Annotated in this window: 26 protein-coding genes and 1 riboswitch; of the genes, 6 read left to right on the plus strand and 20 right to left on the minus strand. The window is 44.5% G+C overall.

What is annotated here, in order from left to right; genetic code table 11:
• Window positions 1-48 precede the first annotated feature (48 nt).
• A complete protein-coding gene (locus SFC66_RS11135; protein ID WP_411218798.1) occupies window positions 49-441 on the minus strand; it encodes an OsmC family protein in 393 nt (130 codons plus the stop codon).
• Window positions 442-595: 154 nt separating this feature from the next.
• On the opposite strand from SFC66_RS11135, the gene SFC66_RS11140 reads away from it, so the two are divergent.
• A complete protein-coding gene (locus SFC66_RS11140; RefSeq protein ID WP_411218799.1) occupies window positions 596-1774 on the plus strand; it encodes an MFS transporter in 1179 nt (392 codons plus the stop codon).
• 32 nt (window positions 1775-1806) lie between these two features.
• Here the strand turns inward: SFC66_RS11140 and SFC66_RS11145 are convergent, their stop codons facing one another.
• Genes SFC66_RS11145 through SFC66_RS11155 form a run of 3 tightly spaced genes read right to left on the minus strand, consistent with a single transcriptional unit; the run spans window position 1807 to window position 4282 of the window.
• Window positions 1807-2496: an amino acid ABC transporter permease gene (locus tag SFC66_RS11145; protein ID WP_411218800.1), complete on the minus strand. Its 690-nt coding sequence runs from the start codon at window positions 2494-2496 to the stop codon at window positions 1807-1809.
• Window positions 2493-3377 (minus strand): transporter substrate-binding domain-containing protein, encoded by an 885-nt coding sequence (locus SFC66_RS11150; protein WP_411218801.1) that lies wholly within the window; start codon window positions 3375-3377, stop codon window positions 2493-2495. The genes SFC66_RS11145 and SFC66_RS11150 overlap by 4 nt, the downstream gene beginning before the upstream one ends.
• A gap of 23 nt (window positions 3378-3400) precedes the next feature.
• Window positions 3401-4282, minus strand: coding sequence for a transporter substrate-binding domain-containing protein (locus SFC66_RS11155; RefSeq protein ID WP_411218802.1), 882 nt, complete (start codon window positions 4280-4282; stop codon window positions 3401-3403).
• Window positions 4283-4569: 287 nt separating this feature from the next.
• Here SFC66_RS11155 and SFC66_RS11160 point away from each other — a divergent pair, with 287 nt between their 5' ends.
• The gene (locus SFC66_RS11160; protein ID WP_411218803.1) at window positions 4570-4788 is read left to right on the plus strand and encodes a hypothetical protein; all 219 of its coding nucleotides are present in this window, start codon (window positions 4570-4572) and stop codon (window positions 4786-4788) included.
• A 22-nt stretch (window positions 4789-4810) separates the two neighbouring features.
• Here SFC66_RS11160 and SFC66_RS11165 read toward each other — a convergent pair whose 3' ends face one another.
• Genes SFC66_RS11165 through SFC66_RS11175 form a run of 3 tightly spaced genes read right to left on the minus strand, consistent with a single transcriptional unit; the run spans window position 4811 to window position 6484 of the window.
• A complete protein-coding gene (locus SFC66_RS11165; RefSeq protein ID WP_411218804.1) occupies window positions 4811-5632 on the minus strand; it encodes a YihY/virulence factor BrkB family protein in 822 nt (273 codons plus the stop codon).
• A gap of 31 nt (window positions 5633-5663) precedes the next feature.
• Window positions 5664-6005, minus strand: coding sequence for a hypothetical protein (locus SFC66_RS11170; RefSeq protein WP_411218805.1), 342 nt, complete (start codon window positions 6003-6005; stop codon window positions 5664-5666).
• The gene (locus SFC66_RS11175; protein WP_411218806.1) at window positions 6005-6484 is read right to left on the minus strand and encodes a low molecular weight protein-tyrosine-phosphatase; all 480 of its coding nucleotides are present in this window, start codon (window positions 6482-6484) and stop codon (window positions 6005-6007) included. The genes SFC66_RS11170 and SFC66_RS11175 overlap by 1 nt, the downstream gene beginning before the upstream one ends.
• Window positions 6485-6611: 127 nt before the next feature.
• Between SFC66_RS11175 and SFC66_RS11180 the strand changes: the two genes are divergently transcribed.
• Window positions 6612-7637 carry a S66 family peptidase gene (locus tag SFC66_RS11180; RefSeq protein WP_411218807.1) on the plus strand — a complete coding sequence of 342 codons (1026 nt, stop codon included), beginning with the start codon at window positions 6612-6614 and terminating at the stop codon, window positions 7635-7637.
• A gap of 19 nt (window positions 7638-7656) precedes the next feature.
• Here SFC66_RS11180 and SFC66_RS11185 read toward each other — a convergent pair whose 3' ends face one another.
• The 3 genes from SFC66_RS11185 to SFC66_RS11195 form a co-directional block, all read right to left on the minus strand.
• Window positions 7657-9021 (minus strand): LLM class flavin-dependent oxidoreductase, encoded by a 1365-nt coding sequence (locus SFC66_RS11185; RefSeq protein WP_411218808.1) that lies wholly within the window; start codon window positions 9019-9021, stop codon window positions 7657-7659.
• Between the two features lie 80 nt (window positions 9022-9101).
• A riboswitch (SAM riboswitch) is annotated at window positions 9102-9203 on the minus strand.
• 12 nt (window positions 9204-9215) lie between these two features.
• On the minus strand, window positions 9216-9587 hold the full coding sequence (locus SFC66_RS11190) for a DnaJ family domain-containing protein (RefSeq protein ID WP_411218809.1): 372 nt from the start codon (window positions 9585-9587) through the stop codon (window positions 9216-9218).
• Window positions 9588-9658: 71 nt separating this feature from the next.
• The gene (locus SFC66_RS11195; protein ID WP_411218810.1) at window positions 9659-10516 is read right to left on the minus strand and encodes a CAP domain-containing protein; all 858 of its coding nucleotides are present in this window, start codon (window positions 10514-10516) and stop codon (window positions 9659-9661) included.
• 499 nt (window positions 10517-11015) lie between these two features.
• Here SFC66_RS11195 and mreBH point away from each other — a divergent pair, with 499 nt between their 5' ends.
• Window positions 11016-12023 (plus strand): rod-share determining protein MreBH, encoded by a 1008-nt coding sequence (mreBH, locus tag SFC66_RS11200; RefSeq protein ID WP_411218811.1) that lies wholly within the window; start codon window positions 11016-11018, stop codon window positions 12021-12023.
• Between the two features lie 241 nt (window positions 12024-12264).
• Here the strand turns inward: mreBH and SFC66_RS11205 are convergent, their stop codons facing one another.
• The 3 genes from SFC66_RS11205 to SFC66_RS11215 are packed head-to-tail and all read right to left on the minus strand — an operon-like array spanning window position 12265 to window position 13483.
• On the minus strand, window positions 12265-12618 hold the full coding sequence (locus tag SFC66_RS11205; protein ID WP_411218812.1) for a VOC family protein: 354 nt from the start codon (window positions 12616-12618) through the stop codon (window positions 12265-12267).
• 12 nt (window positions 12619-12630) lie between these two features.
• Window positions 12631-13272, minus strand: coding sequence for a uracil-DNA glycosylase (locus SFC66_RS11210; RefSeq protein WP_411218813.1), 642 nt, complete (start codon window positions 13270-13272; stop codon window positions 12631-12633).
• A complete protein-coding gene (locus tag SFC66_RS11215) occupies window positions 13265-13483 on the minus strand; it encodes a YdbC family protein (protein ID WP_411218814.1) in 219 nt (72 codons plus the stop codon). Before SFC66_RS11215 ends, SFC66_RS11210 begins: the two co-directional genes overlap by 8 nt.
• 85 nt (window positions 13484-13568) lie before the next feature.
• On the opposite strand from SFC66_RS11215, the gene SFC66_RS11220 reads away from it, so the two are divergent.
• On the plus strand, window positions 13569-13805 hold the full coding sequence (locus tag SFC66_RS11220) for a DUF2164 family protein (RefSeq protein WP_411218815.1): 237 nt from the start codon (window positions 13569-13571) through the stop codon (window positions 13803-13805).
• A 10-nt stretch (window positions 13806-13815) separates the two neighbouring features.
• On the opposite strand, the gene chbG is transcribed toward SFC66_RS11220, so the two are convergent.
• Together chbG and SFC66_RS11230 are read right to left on the minus strand one after the other, a co-directional pair.
• A complete protein-coding gene (gene chbG / locus SFC66_RS11225) occupies window positions 13816-14544 on the minus strand; it encodes a chitin disaccharide deacetylase (RefSeq protein ID WP_411218816.1) in 729 nt (242 codons plus the stop codon).
• Window positions 14545-14703: 159 nt separating this feature from the next.
• Window positions 14704-15054 (minus strand): IDEAL domain-containing protein, encoded by a 351-nt coding sequence (locus SFC66_RS11230; RefSeq protein WP_411218817.1) that lies wholly within the window; start codon window positions 15052-15054, stop codon window positions 14704-14706.
• A 280-nt stretch (window positions 15055-15334) separates the two neighbouring features.
• Here SFC66_RS11230 and corA point away from each other — a divergent pair, with 280 nt between their 5' ends.
• Window positions 15335-16291, plus strand: coding sequence for a magnesium/cobalt transporter CorA (corA, locus tag SFC66_RS11235; RefSeq protein WP_411218818.1), 957 nt, complete (start codon window positions 15335-15337; stop codon window positions 16289-16291).
• A gap of 33 nt (window positions 16292-16324) precedes the next feature.
• Here the strand turns inward: corA and SFC66_RS11240 are convergent, their stop codons facing one another.
• The 5 genes from SFC66_RS11240 to SFC66_RS11260 all read right to left on the minus strand — a co-directional run bounded on the left by SFC66_RS11240 (window position 16325) and on the right by SFC66_RS11260 (window position 21718).
• Complete coding sequence (locus tag SFC66_RS11240; protein ID WP_411218819.1) at window positions 16325-16633, minus strand: carboxymuconolactone decarboxylase family protein; 309 nt, start codon at window positions 16631-16633, stop codon at window positions 16325-16327.
• Window positions 16634-16759: 126 nt separating this feature from the next.
• Complete coding sequence (locus SFC66_RS11245) at window positions 16760-17308, minus strand: Rossmann-fold NAD(P)-binding domain-containing protein (RefSeq protein ID WP_411218820.1); 549 nt, start codon at window positions 17306-17308, stop codon at window positions 16760-16762.
• Between the two features lie 24 nt (window positions 17309-17332).
• Entirely contained in the window at window positions 17333-18985 is a 1653-nt protein-coding gene (locus SFC66_RS11250; protein ID WP_411218821.1) for an SLC13 family permease, read from the minus strand.
• 141 nt (window positions 18986-19126) lie between these two features.
• Window positions 19127-20380: a metal-dependent hydrolase family protein gene (locus SFC66_RS11255; protein ID WP_411218822.1), complete on the minus strand. Its 1254-nt coding sequence runs from the start codon at window positions 20378-20380 to the stop codon at window positions 19127-19129.
• A 156-nt stretch (window positions 20381-20536) separates the two neighbouring features.
• Window positions 20537-21718: a M20 metallopeptidase family protein gene (locus tag SFC66_RS11260; protein WP_411218823.1), complete on the minus strand. Its 1182-nt coding sequence runs from the start codon at window positions 21716-21718 to the stop codon at window positions 20537-20539.
• Window positions 21719-21874 lie beyond the last annotated feature (156 nt).

A 21874-nucleotide genomic window follows, 5' to 3' on the forward strand; every position in this document is an offset into this window, starting at 1 on the left:
CCTTTCAGATTTTTTCCTAGTATCTGAAGGCAGGGACTATCCTATACATCAATATTGATTCAAATGTTTGAGATGGACTATTTCCAATCGTTCTTCAATCTCAATACTATTCTTTACCGTTTGTACCATGGAACAGTTGTCATGTGCAAGCTGCAGCGTTTTCTCAAGCTGCCCTTGATCCAAGTGATAGCCGCGCACGATGAAAGTCAACGTTATCTTGGTAATACGATTCGCTTCCAATTCGTCGCGTTCCACTTCTGCTTCTACTTCCATATCCGCTAGTTCAATTCGCTGCTTTTCAATGATTTTCCGAAAAACAGCAGCACTGCATCCTGCTATGGAGGAAACCATCAGCTGATAAGGCCGGATACCAAAAAGTTCGTTGCCGTCTATGTCTAGAGTTTGATGGGGTAGTTCTGTACGGAATCCATGCTGTTTCATTGTCAGCCTCAAATTCCTCACCTCTCCTTACTATGTCTTTACAGCTATATTCCCGTTTTTGTCACATTTTAATCCATGAGCTTGTTTGACCAAATACAGGAAAAACTATACATTAAGTATGGTAAATCATCTTACATACAGAGGTAATGACATTATGAGAAATAGGTACAGTTTTTGGATTCTTGTCAGTATCGTTGCAGTTTCCGGTTTCAGCCAAGGTTTGCTGCTTCCGCTTATCGCCATTATTTTTGAACAAGACGGCTTATCGTCATCCATGAATGGATTGAATGCTGTCGCAATTTATATCGGAATTTTACTTGTATCTCCTTTCATGGAAGCACCTTTACGCAAATTCGGTTATCGGCCGATCATCATTGCAGGTGGACTGATCGTTGTCTTGGCACTGTTTGCTTTCCCTTTATGGAAATCATTTTGGTTCTGGTTCATTCTCAGGCTTTTGATCGGAATAGGGGATAATGCTCTTCATTTCGGTGCCCAAACTTGGATCACAACCTCATCTGCCGAAAACGTGCGCGGCCGGAATATTTCCATTTACGGACTTTTCTTTGGCATTGGTTTTGCTGTCGGACCGCTCATGACATCATTAGTCAAGATTTCAGAATCTTTGCCTTTTATTCTTTCAGGCGGACTATGCTTGATCGCTTGGTTCACTCTTTTCCAGCTGCGTAATGAGTTTCCAACCGAAGAAAGTGATCAGGCATCCCATCAGCAAGGACTGCTGCAGCGGTTCGGTTCTACCTTGAAGTATGCATGGGTAGCTTTTTTGCCGCCGCTTGGTTACGGCTTTTTGGAATCATCTTTGAACGGAAGCTTTCCTATTTATGGATTACGTCAGGAAATCGGTGTATCGGAAGTATCTGTCCTGCTAACCAGCTTCGCCATCGGAGGTATTGTTTTCCAGATTCCCCTCGGAATGCTCAGTGATAAATTCGGACGCAAATATACTCTGCTGACTGCCATGCTGCTCGGTACGATATGTTTTGGGACAGCGATATTCATGGAACAGCATTATATAGCTTTGCTTATTTGTTTGTTTGCAGCAGGCATGCTGCTTGGATCGACGTTCTCGCTCGGTATAAGCTATATGACCGATTTGACACCGCGTCATTTATTGCCGACCGGGAATTTGCTTTGCAGCATCACTTTCAGTATCGGCAGTCTTGGCGGACCTTATCTTAGTGGCATATTCATTGAAAAGATGCCTGATTTGAGCTTTTTCTTCATCATGACAGTCATCTTCGCCGCCATTTTCATGACACTTCTCCTGCATGCCATGTTCACCAAACGTGCAGTCGTCACAGAGCAACATTAAAGGGATGCGCCCGCTGGGCACATCCCTTTTTTTTAATTGATATAACGTGAAAATCGTTTTTCCAGACGTTCCTGAAAATAAGAAATGATGATACATAGCGGCCAGTATACAAGTGCCACTGTAATGTACATCGTCATCGAATCGAATGTACGTCCAGCCACAATCTGCGCTTTTTGGAACATTTCCGGAACGGTGATGACTGCCGCCAGACTTGTCGCTTTCACCAAGTCAAGAAACACATTCGTAAGCGGCGGCATTGCAACACGAGCTGCCTGGGGGACGATGACTCTGGTCAACGTCTGCCAATAATTGAGACCAAGCGCATAGGAGGATTCCCATTGTCCATATGGAATGCTATTCAGTGCCCCTCTATTCACTTCGGCGATGTATGCGGCACTATTCAATCCAAAGGCAAGAACTGCACAAGTCAAAGCATCAAGCCTTACTTGTACAACAGGCAATCCTTGATAGAGAATGAACAAAAATACGATTATCGGCGTCCCGCGCATAAACGATATGTAAAAGCGCGAAGGCCAGCGAAGGAAAAAGAATCGGGAACTGCGTCCGATTGCCAGAAAAAAGCCCAGGAGAAGTCCGATTGCCATACCAGCAAAAGCAACTGCTATCGTCATCGGCAGTCCTTCGAGTATGAAAGGCAGGTTTTCCCACGCCAATTTTGCATCAAAGAACTTGCCGATATTCACCATCTCAAAAGGTATCATTTATTCTCTTCCCGCTGCTGTTCCAATACTTCCTCTATTGTCGGAATGTCATCTTCAGGCTGCTTGGAAACATCCGCTCCACCGAAGAATTCTTCGGAGAGCTTTGTCAAAGTGCCATCTTCCCGCATTTCAGCCAAAACTTTGTCTGCTTGTTTTTTCAATTCCGTCGCTTCTTTCGGCATGATGGCAGCATTTGCTGTTTCGTCGAATTTAAAGTCAGGATGAATCGTGATATTCAAATCAGGGAAAGCCTGCAATGCCAGGGACTGCAAATAATAGTCGTTGATGATCAAATCAGTTCTGCCATTATCGACATCACCCAAGTAGACATCATTTGTCGTATTACCATAAGCGACTACCTCAGCACCTAATTCCTCAGCGATATCACTATAGCCTGTCGTAGCTTCTCCACCAGCCTTTTTACCTTTCAAGTCTTCAAGTGAATGGATACCAGACAAGTCGTTTTTGCGCACAATCATCGTTGTATAAGAGTATTTATATGGTTCACTATATGTGAATTTATCTTTTCTTTCCTCTGTCACACCAATATCATTGGCTGCCATATCCACCCTTCCATTCTGGACGGATGCAAGCATATTATTGAAATCAGAAGTTTTGAATTCCACTTCCAGATCCAACCGTTTGGCAATTTCTTTGACCACTTCCACATCATATCCAGTAATTTCATCCGATCCCTCTGGATAATAGCTTGCCGGATATAATGTCCCCGAAGTTCCAACAGTTATCTTCCCTGAATCTTGAATGGATTCCCATACATTATCCTCGGACGCTTGATCCGCGTTTTCACTCTCAGAAGAACCGCAAGCGCTCAGAACAAGTACGAACAGTATACTGCATAAAACAAGTAATCGTTTCTTCATGATATTGTTTCTCCTTTATGATTTCACTTATTGCCTTCTTGTTCCAACAATTCATCGACTGTCGGCAATTCTTCTTCTGGCTTTTTGGAAACATCAGCACCGCCATAGAACTCTTCGGAAAGCTTCGTCAATGTACCGTCTTCTTTCATCTCTTCCATCGCCTTGTCCATTTGTTTCTTAAGCTCTGGTGCATCCTTTGACATGATGGCGCCTTGTTCGATTTGATCGAACTTGAAATCAGGATGGATCGTGATGTTGAAGTCAGGGAAAGCCTGTAAAGCCAAAGACTGCAAATAATAGTCATTGATGATAAGATCCGTCCGGCCATTATCGACATCCCCTAAGTACACTTCATTCGCAGCGTTGCTGTATGTGACAACTTCAGCTCCAAGCTGTTCGGCAACTTTGCTGTGATTTGTCGACGCTTCGCCGCCGGCGCGTTTCCCTTTTATATCCGCCAAGCTGTGAATCCCGGACAAATCATCCTTTCTGACGACCATGGATGTATAAGAATATTTATAAGGTTCTGTGAAAGCAAACTGCTCTTTTCTTTCATCAGTGATTTCGATATCATTCGCAGCTACATCGATTCTGCCATTTTGGATCGAAGCAAGCATATTATTGAAATCGGAGGTCTTGAATTCAACATCCAGATCCAAACGTTTGGCAATCTCCCTGATTACCTCCACATCATATCCTGTCAGCTCATCCGAACCATCCGGATAATAAGACGCTGCAAACAAAGTACCCGATGTACCAACAACCAATGTTCCCGACTCTTGAATCTTTTCCCACGTCTTATCATTGCCAGCGCTTTCAGAATTATTTTCTCCACTGCTTCCGCAGGCCCCCAGAAGAAATACAATCGCTAATAAACTACTTATAATGCCCCATCTTTTCCCCATGAAGTTAAACACTCTCCCCTTGTTATATTTTCGTATATCCTAAAAGATAACAGGTAGTTGTTAGTATTTCAACATTTTTCTAAACTGTTTCATTATTTAATTCATGCTGTTATATATACGGTTAGAAATTATTTCTTGCTTATATTGAAATTGGAAGGTAATCATAATGTAATTAGCATTTATGATCATTATAAACAAACCATTCACAAGCTGTAGGTTTCCAATACATAGAAGAAACATTGCCGCTTTGTCCAGTGGAGTACTAAAACAAAAATGATTTAGAGCAGTTGGCGGAAGCTATCCAGCGCTCAAAACGAATGCTCAGAACCATCAAACAGAATGTCCTCTTCTCTGCTGCTCATATCGGTAATTATCTGCCAACAACTGTTTGGCCACTCGGGACAGTCAGCCACGAAGGAAGTACCATCCCAGTCATAATGAATGAATTGAAATTGCTGAAAAAGAAAATCAAAAAGCAGAAGGCTGCTATGCCTTCTGCTTTTTGATTTGACTTCAATGCCTTTCTTTTCATGCAGCTTTCTTCGCTTGTTTGCGCTCATCCAGCATGGCATTGATTTCACCGCCGGTAATGATGATGATACCCGAAAGGTAAAACCAGATCATCAGGACGATGACCGCCCCAAGTGAACCATAAGTAGCAGAATAATTACCAAAGTTATCTACGTAGAAGGAGAATAACAAGGAAGTGATCATCCAGCCGATTGCCGCAAATGCTGCGCCGACCATTGATTCTTTAATTGAAATTTTCTTACTCGGTGCCAGTACATACAATGCAAGTAAGACAATGAAGAATATGACAAACGAGATAACCCAGCGCAAAGCACCCCACACCGTAAGGAAACCTTCATCCAAACCAAAAATCGAAAAGATATAAAGACCGATCGATTTCCCGAAAATCGGAAGCAAAAATGCTACAGCGATGACAAGTACCATTGCAATAGTCAATACTACAGCCACTCCCCTGGCTACGATGAAAGAGCGTTCTTCATTGACATCATAAGCCTTATTCAAGGCACGAATGATGGCATTGACACCATTAGACGCGGACCATAGTGTTGCCAAGATACCAATGGACAATAATCCGCCATTTCGTTCATTGACAAGCCCCGTTATGTTTTCTTCTAATAAATCCATGGTTGATTCCGGTGCAAATTGTGATACTGTATCCATGATATCTTGCTGGCTGACAGGCAAGAATGCAACCAACGATACCAGGAAAATGATAAATGGAAATAGTGATAGCAATAAAAAATAAGCCAGCTGGGCAGACAAACCAGTTACTTCATCATTACCGATCCGCTGCCCAAGCTGTTTAAGAAAGCTCCCCATGGCTTCTCCTCCTCAACAACTTTTTCTGTTTTTATCTGGCTGCTGTTCCTGCTCCGGTCAAATGCTTCTGACTTCCCCCAGCAGGCAATTCGATTTGATCATCCAGCTTACTCACCTTCTGCAAGGCATGCTGGACTTCTTCCAGACCTTTCAGCCCTTTATCGGCTGTAGTGGAAATACTGGTCGCCACACGGGCATAAGATGTTTTTACATCATTGACCAAGACGCCCGGATTGCGGAGGTAAAAGACCGTTTCAGAACCTGCACGCATCAGGTTCCCTCGTACATGAGCCCTTGTCTGTGCATCACATAGAGAAATCAAGCCGCCGACTGTAGCACCAATAGTCAAACCTAACGTAAATTTACTCTTCATCAAACCGGCTCCTTCCATTGCGTTTGTTGTTTTATTGTCTGGCATAATTCCGCACACCCTGCATCCAGCAATTCATATACAACCTCAAATTCACCCGTGAAGAACGGATCTTCGATATCCTTCCCTGCATATTCTGGAATGAATTCCGAAAAAAGCTGATACCGCGAAGAATAGACAGGAGCTAAAGCTGATAAATCCTGCAAATTAAGCTGATCCATGACAAGGATATAATCATATGCATCCAATCGATCTGCCTGCACTTGCTTAGCCGGCTTCTCGAGTAAAGGGATACCCTTTTGAACGAGAAGTTCACGCGCTGAAGGATGCATATACTTGCCTTCATGCCAGTGACCAATTCCAGCTGAGTCGACAGCAACCATCCCGGAAAGACCTGCTTCCTCTATCCGTTTGCGGAATATTGCCTCAGCCATAGGCGTGCGACAAATGTTGCCTAAGCAAATAAACAACACATTTATCATTCACTCAACTCCCTTGTTTTATAAATCCGAATATGTGCGGATATCTGCTATTCCATTCCCCATAGAACATCTGTTCAAACGGCACTATCAGCATGCTATAATATGGAAAATGAAAGGGGTGCCTCCAATGTCGATCATCTATCCAAATATGTTGACCCCCGACTCCACTTTTGCCATCACAGCACCTTCAAGCGGAGTCCCTGATTCTCTCCATGACCAGCTGCTTAAAGCGAAAAATCAGCTGGAAAAGCTGGCAGGTCGTGTGGCCATAGGCGATACCGTCTGGACACAGCAAGCTTCAAGAAGCAGCTCGGCTGAAAAAAGGGCAGCTGAACTGATGACTTTTATGACCGACCCAAATATAGATGCCATCATGCCGCCATGGGGCGGAGAGCTGCTTGTCCAAGTATTGCCGAAGCTGGATTGGGAGAAGCTAGCTGTAAGTAAGCCGACGTGGCTGATCGGCTATTCCGATACGAGCACACTTCTATGCAGCTATACACTACAAACAAATATCGCTTCTGCCCACGGAACTAATTTCTTTGATTTGCATATGGAAGCACTCGACGAAACGACAACGCAATGGCATAAACTTTTATCTGCACCGTCGCGTAAACATTTCATGCAACACGCTTCCAGCATGTATCAGTCTTCCTGGGACAAGCTTTTCGCACAAAAGAATGCAGCAGGATTTGACCTGGATAGCAAAACAGAGTGGAAATCAACCACCGGAACAACCATTTCTTTCACCGGCCGTTTGATCGGCGGCTGTTTGAACACATTGACCAGCATCGCCGGAACGAAATATGCCCCAATCAAGAAGTGGTCTGATTCCTTTGCTGAGAATACAATCATCTATTTGGAATGGGCAGATTGGGGAACGGCAGAGGCTTACCGGAATTTATGGCATCTGAAAGAGCATGGCTGGTTCAACCGGGCGAGCGGCGTACTGTTTGGAAGACCTGCGCGAAGTACACCTTCTCAGGATTACACAGACAAGCAAATGATTCATGAATTCGCCGATGAAATTGGACTGCCAATCATTTATGATGCAGACATCGGGCATTTGCCGCCGCAGTTGACGATCATCAATGGCGCTTTGGCAACAGTTTCATACCGAGATGGTAAAGGTACTTTGACTTATTTGGAATAAGAAAAGAGAAGCTGATGCTTCAGCTCCTCTTTCCTTGTTTTGCCGGATGCGCTGCCGAAAGATGCGGCTCTCCGTATAGTTTTTCCCTGAATGTCCCTTGTTCATAGTCCTTTTTGTATAACCCACGATCCTGCAAGATAGGCACAACCAACTCGACAAAGTCTTCCAAGTCACCTGGCGTGATGTAATGCGTCAAATTGAAACCATCCACACCGCTTCGTACAAAGAAATCTTCTATTTTATCTGCTACTTGTTCAGGGCTGCCGATGATGATATCCATCTCAGCCGGCTGACTGAATTTTTCCTGTATCTCTTTGACGGTAAATGGCTTGGCGGCATCCTTCGTCAAATAAGCTGCTCTTGATTGCCCTTGTTCGGTATGTTTGTAGGTGAACAGTTCTTCTTCATTTTCATAAGACGCTAGATCATAACCAGTGGATCCGCCATACTGGGCTTTTGCTGCATCAGCACTCCAATAATTCTTGATTTCATCATACTTTTCCTGTGCTTTCTTTTCTGTTTCGGCAACGACCACATTCAGGAAAGTAAATGCTTTGATTTCGTCACGGCTTCTGCCATACGTTTCAGCCCTGGTTTTTATATCCTCGATATAGTATTGGATCTTTTCTGGTGTAGGTCCGCCAACGAAAACACATTCAGCATGCCTGGCTGCGAAATCCCGGCCCTTTTCAGAAGTGCCAGCTTGATAAAGAACTGGCGTACGCTGCGGTGATGGCTCACTGACATGAGGACCTTCGACTGAGAAATAGTCACCCTTGTGCTTGATACGGTGCACCTTATCCGGATCTACAAGTACACCTTTCTCCGGATCTGCAACAACAGCATCTTCTTCCCAGCTATCTTCGAGCAATTTATAAGATACTTCCAGGAATTCCTCCGCTATTTTGTACCGTTCATCATGCTTGACCATATTCTCCAGCCCGAAATTCTGGGCTGCATTCGGCAAATAGGAAGTCACGATATTCCATGCAATACGTCCATTGGTCAAATGATCCAGCGTCGAGAATTTCCTTGCATTATGAAATGGCTGCTCGTACGAAGTGCTTACGGTCACTGCGAAGGAAAGGTTTTTCGTGACAGCTGCCATAGCTGGTATGACAAAGGCTGGATCATTCAGTGGTACTTGGACTCCATCACGCAGAGCAGCACTTTCATCCCCGCCGTACACATCATAAACACCGAGCACGTCTGCGAAAAATACCGCATCGAACTTCCCTTTTTCCAATAGGCGCGCAAGCTCGGTCCAGTATTCAAGCGATTTATACTCCCGATGCCTTCTGCTTCGGGGATGCTTCCATAAGCCATGAGCATTATGCATTGCTGAGGTCATATCAAATGCTTGCAGGATGATTTGTTTCGCCATTGTCTATCCACTCCTTTAAGTATGTAAAAAAGCCTCTTCCGTTATATACAGAAGAGGCTCCTTATCCAAGGTAATCGTCCCTCTTATCTGTCAGACTTCTTGTCTGCTGGAATTGGCACAGTGCATCACTGCCTGCTGCCGAGGCTTCCTAGGGCCAGTCCCTCCACCTCTCATGATAAGAAAATACTATGTGATTATGTTAAATTGTTTTCAATTTGTTCCCGGTATTGAGCTAGAGTGCCAGGTGAATTCTTCCTCAGCTTCTGAAGTAATGCTTCGTATTGAATCTCCTTTGCGCTAATCCGTTTTTGATAAGCGGATCGCTCTGCATCATCCGTACAAGCACGCAGCAAGTCGCGTAAAGATACTATCTCCTTTTGCAGTTGCATTTCTGGCGGGATATAACCGGCATTCTTCAGAACCTTATAGCTCATCCGCATATCTTCCGGTACCCCGGACAAATCTTCCAATTCCAGCGGCTTTCCAGCTCCAGGAAGGTTGCGGAATTCTCCATTTGCTTCCGCCTTTTTAATCCGTTCTTCCGCAAGCAGCGAGATCAGATCCATACAATCCCTCCAAAAAATAAAAAAGAACAGCCGAATCAATATCGACTGTCCTCATTATACAATAATCTGAATTATTTACCAATGAATTGCTGTGTCCAATAGTTACCGTTTTCTACATAACCTACACCGATATTCGTATAATCAGCGTTAAGGATGTTTTCGCGGTGACCTTGGCTGTTCATCCAAGCTTCAACGACTTCTTCTGGAGTCTTTTGACCTTGGGCGATGTTTTCACCTGCAGTTTTATAAGAGATTCCGAAAGATTTCATCATGTCGAATGGAGAGCCGTAAGTTGGGCTGTTATGATCGAAGTAACCATTGTCAGCCATATCTTTGGATTTCGCACGTGCTACTTTGCTAAGCTCAGTATCAGCTTTCAAAGGCTTAAGACCTGCTTTTTCACGCTCTTTGTTAGTCAAGTCAACTACTTGCTGTTCGAATGCACTCAAACCTTCAGTAGCTTTCTTGTCTTCTGTCTGCTTGCTGTCAGCAGCAGTTTCTTGTTTCTGTGCTGGTGCTTGAGCTTTTTGCTCAGTTGCTGGTTCAGCAGCTTTTTCTTCTTTTTGAGGAGCAGCTTTTTGCTCTTCTTTATTAGCAACTGGTGCTTTTGCTTCCTCTTGCTGTTGAGGTTGAGGTTGAGCTTGAGCTGGTGCTGGAGTCTGTACGTTCTGCTGAGCAGGCTGTTGTACATTATATTTAGCTAGCAAGCTATCAACGTTGATGTGAATGTTATAAGCTGATAGATAATCATTCACCCATTTATTCAAATCTTCGATAGAAGAGAAAGATCCGCTTTTCACTACTTGTACAACTTGTGTTTGTGCTTCTTCTTTTGTTGGCTGAGCTGGTGCAGCATTTGCTGTTCCTGCCAAAGCGCCTCCCGCTAGAATAGCTGTAGATAGAGTTGTTACCAGTACCTTCTTGAACATGATGTTGCCCCTTTCGAGATGTGTGTTTTCTTGTTGCAGCAACATCATAGCATGGAGTTTCGTGTAATATTACAGCCTGGATTTTCCAAACGGTACTTCTTCCCGCACTTCTGTGGCAAAAGTAAGTCTTTATGCGAAATAGTACCCGCTTTACTTGCTTTGAAACTAGCAATAAACAGACACCTTTCTATTTATTGGATGTAATTTGGGCTTGACATCTTTTTTCTTTCCTAGTTTTTGTAACAATACCTCAGTATTTGTAATCTATCTGTAAATTGACTTCAACCTCCTCCTCTCATATAATGCTTTTCTCCTACTCCAATTAGGTTAATCTACCAAATTAGGATAAAGGTATCTCTTTAACACCTCTATACCAGGTGATAGAATGAACTATGTCGAATATGGAAGCTTTTTAGCTCTTTGACGGACCTACCCCCATAAATGATGGAACGGGGGAGAATGAATATAATAGAAATATGTCATCATTGGAGGAAATATAATGTTTTCTAATCCCGAAATCGGTATAGACCTTGGAACTGCTAATATACTTGTGTATACAAAACAAAAAGGAATCGTATTGAATGAACCATCTGTTGTTGCAATTGACTTGGAAACAAAAAATGTAGTAGCTGTCGGAGCTGAAGCAAAAGAAATGGTCGGAAAGACTCCGAAAAATATCGTACCGATCCGTCCGTTGAAAGATGGCGTCATTGCTGATTACGATGTCACTGCCCAGTTATTGAAAGAAATTTTGAAAAAAGTAAGCAAAGTGATGGGTGCTTCCCTTCGCAAACCTACCATTGTTGTCTGCACACCATCTGGCAGCACATCTGTCGAAAGACGTGCCATCCATAATGCAGTCAAATCTTATGGCGCTAAAAATGTTCATTTGATCGAAGAACCTATCGCTGCTGCTATCGGAGCTGATCTTCCAGTTGATGAACCGGTGGCGAATGTGATCGTAGACATCGGCGGCGGTACAAGTGAAGTCGGCATCATCTCATTTGGCGGCGTTGTTTCCTGCCGTTCCGTCCGTATCGGCGGGGATTCCATGGATGAAGAAATCATCCAATATATCCGCAAACAGTACAACATCTTGATCGGGGAAAGAACTGCTGAAATAATCAAGATGGAAATCGGTCATGCACTAATCGAGCACGACGAATTGATGATGGATGTCCGCGGCCGCGATATGGTGACAGGCTTGCCGAAAACGATCGGTATTTCTTCTAAAGAAGTACAGGCTGCACTAAAAGAATCATTGGAACAGATCCTTGAGACGATCCGTATGACATTGGAAGACTGCCCACCAGAACTAAGCGGGGATATCGTGGACCATGGTGTCATTTTGACAGGCGGAGGCGCGTTGCTTAAAGGCATGCAGCAATGGCTTGCCAATGAAATCAGCGTACCTGTCCACTTGGCTCCAAACCCATTGGAATCAGTAGCAATCGGTACAGGCCGTGCACTGCAAATGATCACAAAACTGCAAAAAGCAGCAAAATAAGAAAACAGGTGTATCAGTCAGCTGATACGCCTGTTTTTTTTATAGAAAAGCGGAAAAGACCGTTTAGAAACGAAGGAATAAGTGAGAAAGCCTGGAGTAAGGTGCCTTCTCCTTACGCAAGGATTTATCGCTTAAGCCGCAGTTTTTGGTCTTTGGAGCTAGACATGAAAAGCGGAAAAGACCGTTTAGATAGGAAGAGTAAGTGAAGCCTTACACGAGGTACGAGTTGCTATTGTTTACACTAAGTCTGATTTTTGGAGCTATGCTGCACTAACCCGATGCCGATACCGACTGGATCAACCAAATAAGCGAGATAAAAAGACTCGAACTCCATTTTCCCTCGAACGATAACTGCCCCTTCTGCTACGGCAGCTTGGATTGCTTCGTCCAAGTCTTCCACTTCTATTTGTATTCTCGTCCCGTGCGGAAAATCATGCGGACCTTTACTGATTCCGCCGTCTGTTCCACCTGTTTCCACATCATGATAACCCCAGTTCGACTCACCGATCTTCCAGCCGAACACGTTCGCATAAAAGCTTGCAGCCTTGGCGGGATCCTGACTATTCAGCTCAAAACCGATCACTTTTCCCTTCACCCATTCCCCTCCTTATCTGTCCAAGAATTCTCGTATAATATAGGCATGTTCCTCGATGACAGGCCGTAACCCTGGATTATAGAATACCGATGCTGGATGGTATGTCGGGAAGATTCGATATATTTTCTCAGATAGAACAAAAGAATCCTCCTCCAGACTTTTCAATCGCTGAATCGGCTGTTCTATCAGCTTGCCGGCAACTTCTGTGATCTTTTCCTTCGAACCAGTCAGCCGTTCCCATCCGATTCTGCCAAGTGTCACGAGGACTTCCGGTTCTGTTTGGTCAATTTCATAATCAAGTACTGGGGCATGGGCAAGAATCTCCGCTTTGGTCGGTGTGCGGTTATATTTCTTTGTAACCGTCTCGCCGCGAATCTGCTTTGTCTTATATTGATAAGGTCTGCTTCTGACCGAGCTCGAGATGAATATTTCCGAGCGATCGACACCAGCTCGCTCCAGGAACAGATCCAGCTCCTTGCCGGCACGCCCGCTGAACGGGATATGCGTATGTATCTCCGTCTCACCAGGTGCTTCCCCGACAAAGAAAAGAACCGGGTGCTTCGGTCCCCGCCCAGGCAGGAAACCTTCACAAGGATATGGGGCGATCCTTTCTTTTGCCAGCTGAATCAATTTTTCCGGAAGCATGTCAGTCATTCCTTCCTAACAGGCTCAGTAATTCCCTGACTTCTTCCTCTGATAATGTAATTCCTTTCCCCATTTTTTCATGACCAGGAGCCCAGTCCCTGATATCATACTTTGGCTCACGACCATTCCAGCTGATCAAATTCAATTCCTTTTGCCAGCCCTTCGGTGACACAGAAAGCACACCGAGCTCTTTCACGATTTCATAAGATAATTCAGCCATTCCGACTCCACCTTTCCCGTTTTCTAAAGTCTAGCAGAATTATTTGTTATAATGAAATGAAATATACAGGCGGAGGGGAATGCCCATGCAACAGCCGATCCAACTGAACGATATACAGCGCAGGGAAATGATCACTTCCTTGCAAAACTACTTTGAACAAGAAAAAGACGAGCAGCTAGGCGACCTGGCCGCAGGTCTGCTGCTCGATTTCATCACGAAAGAACTAGGTCCCATTCTTTACAATGCTGGCATCGAAGCCTCTTATCAATTCATGAATGAGAAGATTGAAGATCTTTTCGGCATACAGGTGCGGGAGCGTTGAGCTCCCTCAGCTAGATGATATCAGCAAATGTCACTAGTCGTACTTTTTGACTTTGTTCCACCCAACCTACCGTTTTAGGGGATGTCAACAGTTCTACCTCATCGAGCCGCGGATAATTATAGGAAGATCCAGTAACGATCGCTTTATCCAAATAACCAGGATGGGACATCACTTCCAATGTTTCTGCATCTCCGAAAATCTCCAGCAGTGAATCTTCATCCGCCAATGCTTTTTCCAAAGACAACTCGAATTGATCTGTTGAAGCAATACCGTTGGGCAGCTTCATATTATGGCGGACGGGCAAGCTGTATTTCTCAGCCAGCTCCAAAAACACGTCGTTCATTACTTTGTGCGTATTGATATGGTGATGGCTATCCAAATGGGTTGGCGTAAGGCCAAATGATAGAAACCTCTCTATTTGCGCCTCCCATTCCGTTTTCACTTCAGCTCTATCAATTGAATACGTACCTTGATAAAAAGCTAGATTCCGGAATAAGCCATCACTATCGACAATTGTTTTATGTGACTTCAGCAGCGGCTCCCCGCATGTAAGCACCAAATGGATACCGACACCGAAACCACGGTGCTCCTTTGCCAGGGCAGCTGCATGCTCCGCTCCTGGCATGTTCGTCATCATCGTAGCTGAAGTTAACACACCATCTGTAAAACAGTCGATGATCCCATAATTCACTGCTCGTGAATAACCGAAATCATCTGCATTGATAATCAGCTTTTTCATTATATCCTCTCCTTTGGTCAGCATAATGCAGTAAGACTTTAATTCACCATAAAGGAGAGGTTTCCCTTCTAAAATAGCAGTCCGATTTAAAAGCCGAACATGACCTCTTAATGCACTAAAGCGAAAAATAAAAAAACCGAGCGCTTGCGCTCGGCCTCCTTAATGCGGAATATATGCTGGATTGGATTCTGATTCCAATTCATCGAGTATCTTCAATTCTTCTGTTAGCTGCAAGAACCAGTCTTTGTCTCCGGAAATAAGGGATAAATCGATCAGGTTCAATAAATGCGCCCTGCTTGGCTCATCCGCTGGCGGAAAATACTTGATTTTGCTCTGGAAGGTTTCGATCGTTTTGCCGATCGTATTTTTATGGTCACTTTCTGTGACGTATACTTTTACCGTGTTCAATTTCGCATTCACCGCTTCCACGAAGCCGGTAAATAATTCATCGTTTATCGAATGTCCTGTTACCCAGTCACCAACAGTTACAAAGCTTTGATTATCAGACATATCGTTGTCCTCCTTCAGCTTAACCGGCTGGCTAAGCAATGGTGATTGTTGTAGGTTGTTGAATACTATAAAAGATTCGGTCCAAAAGCGCAATACTTTTGCGTATAAAGTTTTAAAATATTCAGACAAATGGTCCTTCATCATTTTCCCAACAGTTACGATTAATCGCTGTCTACTCATTTTATACCCCGTAGCCCTTTTCTTTAATCCAGCAGCTTGTCGTTTTCTCTATATCCCGGAATACGTTATAATGTGGCTATCTACTGCAGGAGGTTGTACCATGATACGCAGCATAGCGATAACACGTGACAAAAAAATACGGGAAAATCTGCCGTATCACGAATTAAACAGCCCAGATATTGAATGGTATTGGGTCGATTTCAGTGCCCCGACTGATTCGGAATCGAAGAAGCTTGGGGAAGAGTTCCATTTTCACCCACTCGCAATCGAGGACTGCTTCCATTTTCTCCAGCGTCCGAAGCTGGATGAATACGACGGATATCATTTTCTCGTACTGCATGAATTGAATCATGATACATTCGTTTCGGATGAGTTGGATATCTTCCTATCCGATCGGTATGTCGTCACTTTCCATCTTGAAGATTCGATGGCGGCAGAGCATGTTTGGAAACGGGTCTTGAACGAAGGTCCGGCTGATCATACGCCTTCTAAGATTGTTTATCATTTGATTGATAAGTTGGTCGATGATTATTTCCCGCCTCTATATAAAATGGAGGATAGGCTGAATGAGATCGAAGATGAAGAAAGTCATAAATCACCGCAAACAGTGATCAATGAAGTATTCGATATACGAAGTGATTTGCTTCGGGCGCGCAGGACAATTGCCCCGATGCGTGATTTGATTTACCGATTGCTCAGCATTCAGAAATTCGATTTCGTTCATGAGCAAAAAGCCTATTTCAATGATATCTATGACCATCTGCTGAAACTCACGGAAATTGTCGATTCCAATCGGGAGCTCACTTCGGATATGCGGGACAGCTATGAATCAATCAATAGCAATCGGATGAATGCAATCATGATGACTCTTACAATCGTATCGACAATTTTCATTCCGCTCACTTTCATTGCCGGTGTATATGGGATGAACTTTGCGAATATGCCTGAACTGCGTTGGGAATATGGCTACCCGGTTGCCATGCTGCTGATGGCTGTCATTGCTGTGGTGATGCTTTGGCGTTTCAAACGCAAGGGATGGTTCAATATCTTCAAATAAGAAAATGCGTGCAGATTGTCTGCACGCATTTTTTCATTGGTCGTCAACTACTTCTTTTAGCAACGACATAGCTTTCAGCGAAGGCGGGAACCCATTCAATAATGCACAATGTTGGATTGTCTCCATTATCTCTTGGACAGAGATGCCAGATAAAAGAGCCGCTTCGAATTGCTGCCGGAGTGCACGTTCGTCTCCATTTGTCACAAAAACAGCGATATTCAATAATGCCAGGTACTTACCGTTAAGTCCGGTATATTCCCTCTCTCCACCAGCAGCAAGGTTCTCTTCTTCCTTCATCAGCTTGGCCACCAACGCCCAACCTTGTTCTTTTGCTTCCTTCATGGGGGACCCTCCGCTTAATCCTTGAGCAAAACTAGATCTATTTTCCTAGTTGCACATTTCTATTATCGGTAGAATCCAAAACATATGAACAATTAAGTAGAAAAAAATTCATTTGCATGCGAATTCTCAGTGCTTTGTCTGCGGTCTGGAATTCCAAGGTTCCAGACTTCCAACGATCAAACGTGGCTGTCGGTTTTCCACTGCGTGTATGACTCCGCTGGAAATCTCTTCATTTGTCAGCCACCTGGAACCTGTCTGCAGCACTTTGAAACCTAGAATGACTTCATGATAGATTATATTTTCACCAAAAGCAGGAGTGAAGTTATGCCAGGGATCGGATGCACTGCTTCCTTTGATATGGAAAAGTGATATTTCCTTCTGTAGTTCACTATAAAAGCTGCACATATTTTGCATTGCATCATTGCCGCTTTTATGCATCCAACTAACAATAACATCAGGTACGGGTAGTTTCTCGAGTTGTGCTTGGAAGCTGGCCGGCTTTTGATAATCTGCCTGGATTATTTGTATACGGTCTGGATGGACAGCAGATGCGGATAGACGCTGTAGCTTCTCCTTTGTACGAGCGACTACTGTCACCTTGTTATCCTCCAGATTCCAGGCGTGAACCGCTGCCTGCAGCATGCCCGTTCCGCCTATAACCAAATAATGTTTCATGATATCCTCCTTTTAACAAACGTATCACTTCCATGACTCAGGATAAACATTCAAATCAAGTCCCCATAACGGTCCGACCAGTACAAATACACCCAAAATAAGCAGAATGAGCGTGAAGATATTCAACACAAAACCTATCTTCACCATCTCAGCTATCGTTATTTTACCGGAAGCAAAGATGATGGCATTCGGCGGTGTTCCTACAGGCAACATAAATGCACAATTGGCTGCCATCGCTGCTGGTACCATAATCGCATAGGGATGAACATCCAAAGCCAAGGCCAATGAAGCCATCACCGGCAGAATCATGGTGGCAGTTGCTGTATTGGATGTAATTTCTGTCAAGAACAACACTAGTGTTGTTGATATGATAATGATCAAGAGAATATTGAGTCCTTCCAATACAGTAAGCTGGTCACCTATCCATTGGGAAAGACCAGAGCTGGTGAAGCCCGCTGCAATTGCCAGTCCGCCACCGAACAGCAGCAGAACTCCCCATGGCAATTCCTTGGACACGTCCCAATCAAGAATTCTTTCTCCCTTTTTCATACTTGGAATCAAAAACAGCAAAACGCCTGCAAACACAGCGATGGTCGTATCGCTTATACCTGGTATAGCGATGATTTCCAAGATCGCATCTGCTTCCCAGAGGAAGGTACGGCTCACCCACATGAAGGCTGCGAAAGTGAATACAGCAAGTACAGCTTTCTCTTCGAATGACATCTTCCCTAGATCTTGTTTTTGTTTCAAGATTAAATCCCTGCCACCCGGTAATTCTTTCATTTTGATACGAAATACGAATTTGGTCAGATAAAACCATGTCGAAAACAAAAGTATTATGACAATTGGCACAGCAATCAGCATCCAGCCGCCAAAGGAAATCTCAACGCCGAATAAACTGCTTGCCATTGCTGCAAGGATGATATTGGGAGGTGTTCCGATCAATGTGCCCAGACCGCCAATCGTACCTGCATAACCAATCGCAAAGACGAGTGATTTCTCGAATTTCCGATTATCTTCCCCGATCTCCTGTTTACTGGCTTTGGCAGCCTGGCTCGCTTGATAAATGATGGCGGTCCCAATCGGAAGCATCATCATGACTGCTGCTGTGTTGGAAACCCACATGGAAAGAAAACCTGTAGCTATCATGAATCCCAGGACGATACGGGATGTACTCGTTCCGACCACACTGATGATATTCAATGCAATTCGTTTGTGTAAATTCCACTTTTCCATTGCCATGGCAATCAGGAATCCGCCGAGAAAAAGGAAGACGATTGGATCTCCATAGCTTGAAGCTGCTGTATCTCCATCCAGTCCTTGTGTGACAGGCAGAAGAATCAGCGGGAGCAGGCTAGTTGCCGGAATTGGAATTGCTTCTGTGATCCACCATGTTGCCACCCACAAAGTAGTGGCCAAGACCATACGTCCTTCATAACTTAAACCTTCGGGGTAATAAAACAAAATGACAGAGAGAAACAGGAGTGGTCCTAACAATAATCCAATCAACTGAGGGCGTTTATACGATCGAGGTTCCTTGCTGGAAGTGCCGGATTGTTCAGAGGTTTGGTCATTCGCTGCTTTTTTTGTAGTAGGTACGGCAAATAGCAGCAAACGTTTTGTTTTGTCATGCACATTCCATAGATTGGTCCATAACGACAGTATACTAGCTTTCATCCAATCGCCTCCTTTTAAATTAAGCGCTTACATTCAGTCGTAAGCAAATAAGGAAAATACATGTTAAGCCTATTAGACACTGGGCAGTCCTGTCAAATATTTGCATAAAAAAGCAGCGGGCATTCGCCCGCTGTCCTGCTATCAACCTGTTATTCCAGCCTCAACGGTAAGCTGTTTTTTCAGCTCACCTTCCTGGATTACCGTAATGATATTATCTGTATTGGCAAGTGATGCGATATTTTCCAAAGGATTTTCCCGCACGATGACGATGTCAGCAAGCTTCCCTTCGGTAATGGTGCCAACACGATCCTCCCAGCCCATACATTCAGCAGCTATTTTAGTCGTTGCCAAGATGGATTCCATCGGGCTCATACCGATATCACACATCAGAGCAAGTTCACGCAGATTCGTCCCATGAGCGAATACACCTGCATCTGTGCCCATCGCGATTTTGACACCGGCTTCGTATGCTCTTGCTACGCTCCGCTGGTGAATTTCCATTACTTCTTTCGCTTTATCGACAGCATAGGCTGGCATGCTTTCATTAGCCTCGCTCGCTTCGACGACACTGACTGGTGCAAGCAAGGTTGGAACAAGATAAGTCCCATGCTTCAGCATCAGCTCGATTGCTTCATCATCAAGGAAAATGCCATGCTCAATCGAATGGATACCGGCGCGTACTGCTTGTTTCACTCCTTCAGCACCTTGTGCGTGTGCCATCACTTTGCGACCCTTCCGGTAAGAAGCTTCTTCCACGATGATACGCAGCTCCTCCATCGAAAACTGCGTGAACTCCGGATGATCAGTCGGGCTCATGACGCCTCCTGTTGCATGCACTTTGATGATATCGGCACCAGCACGCAGCATTTCCCTGGTCTTCTGACGTACCTGTTCCGGTCCATCACAAATACCTGAAGGAAAGCCTGGATAAGCTTTATTGGTCAAATCCATATCCGACACCATCCAATTATCACCGTGTCCGCCTGTAATCGTCAGCGGATTGACACTGATCTGCATACGCGGTCCGCTGATAAGACCTTTTTCGATAGCTTGTTTGACGCCTAAATCCGCATACCCAGCATCCCTTACCGTCGTGATACCAGCATCCAGCGTGCGCTTCATATACGTCAAAGCTTCGTAAAAACGCATCGAGAATGGAGTGACCAGAGATTCCCTCATATCTTTGATTTCCATCATCATGTGCACATGCGTATCGATCAAACCAGGCAATATATGGCCGCCCTGTGCATCGATGACCTGCTCGGCATTGATGCCGATAAAATCATCTGCCGGACCGATAGCCGCAATCCGACCATCTTTTATAGCGATGACGGCATCTTCCATCACCTCTCCAGTTCCGTCAATGACAACTCCATTTCGTATTAGCTTGTCCATCTTGCATCCTCCTTTTATTTTTGATTTGCCGTATCGGCAACATTCATCCAATTAATCGGCAGCGGTTCGCTCATATGGCTACATTTTGCCGACCGCTGCTCCACCTTTGCCCGGGAAATATTTAAAAAGCACTTTTGTACAGTTTTGGTGAATCGCTTATTTCAGCACCAAGTCTTCCGCAATCGCAAGGAACATATTAGCCCCGTCCGCCAAAGCTGCTTCATCAATCAAGAATTTTGGGTGATGATGAGGTGCTGGCGTCTCATTATCCAAAGAACAGGCACCAACGAATACGAAACAGCCGGGAACAGCATTCGAGAAAGCAGAAAAATCTTCGCCACCCATGATTGCTTCCCCTTCGACAGCTGCTGTTTCGCCTAACTTGCGGCGGATAGCTTGAAACGCCAGAGCTGTAGCTTCCGGTTCATTGATCACTGAATCATATCCATACGTATAATCCAATTCATACTGGCAGCCATTCGCTTCTGAGACGCCTTTTACGATTTGCTCGATTGCCTCTACTGCCCGCTTTCGAACATCTTGGCTGAAAGAACGCACAGACGCCCCGATCTTCACTTCTTCCGGAATGACATTGACCGCATCACCTGCCTTTAAAGTGGTGACTGATACAACCAACTCCTCCTTCGGGCTCGTGATCCTGGAAACGACTGTCTGTAAACTTGTGATGATTTGAGCGCTGGTCACGACAGGATCGATTGTATTCTCCGGCTGGGAGGAGTGTCCTCCTTTTCCTTTAACCGTTATGTGGAACATATCTGAATTCGATGTTGTGGCTCCTGAGGTTATCGACAGCACTCCTAATGGTGTAAGGGAAGAAAGATGCAAACCGAAGACATAATCCAATCCTTCCGTCACTCCAGCAGCTACCATCTCCCTGGCACCACCAGGCAGCTGTTCTTCTGCATGCTGAAAGAGGAAGCGGATTTCACCATGTATTTTCTCCTGCTGTGAGCTCAGTGCCTTGGCGACACCAAGCAAAATGGCGGTGTGACCATCATGTCCGCATGCATGCATCACGCCATCATTTTGCGATGCAAAAGGAAGATTGGTTTCTTCTTGGATCGGCAAAGCATCCATGTCAGCTCGAAAACCGATTGTTTTACCAGGATGAGCTCCTTTCAACACGGCCAAAACACTGGTCTCTGTCGGTCTAGTCACTTCCAAATTGGGGAAAGTAAGCAATGTTTCATAAAGGAAAGCAGATGTTTTGTATTCCCGAAAAGATAGTTCCGGATGCTGATGCAAATACCTTCTCCAGCTGATGATTTCCTCTATCTGTTCATTGGATAACTCAACTTCGGTTTGTTTCGTCAGCATAAAATCTCCCCTTCGAATATGTAAAAATATTTCAGAAAATTCTTTTATTACATATCATAGCATTCCTTCTGTCTACTTAAAACCCCCGAAACGCATGTTCATGCAGCAAGCACTGTAAATGGCAGTTCAAAGCGGCTATAGATTATTTTTATGTCA

This window comes from Terribacillus saccharophilus (assembly GCF_046592895.1).
Classification (GTDB): Bacteria; Bacillota; Bacilli; order Bacillales; family Amphibacillaceae; genus Terribacillus; species Terribacillus saccharophilus_D.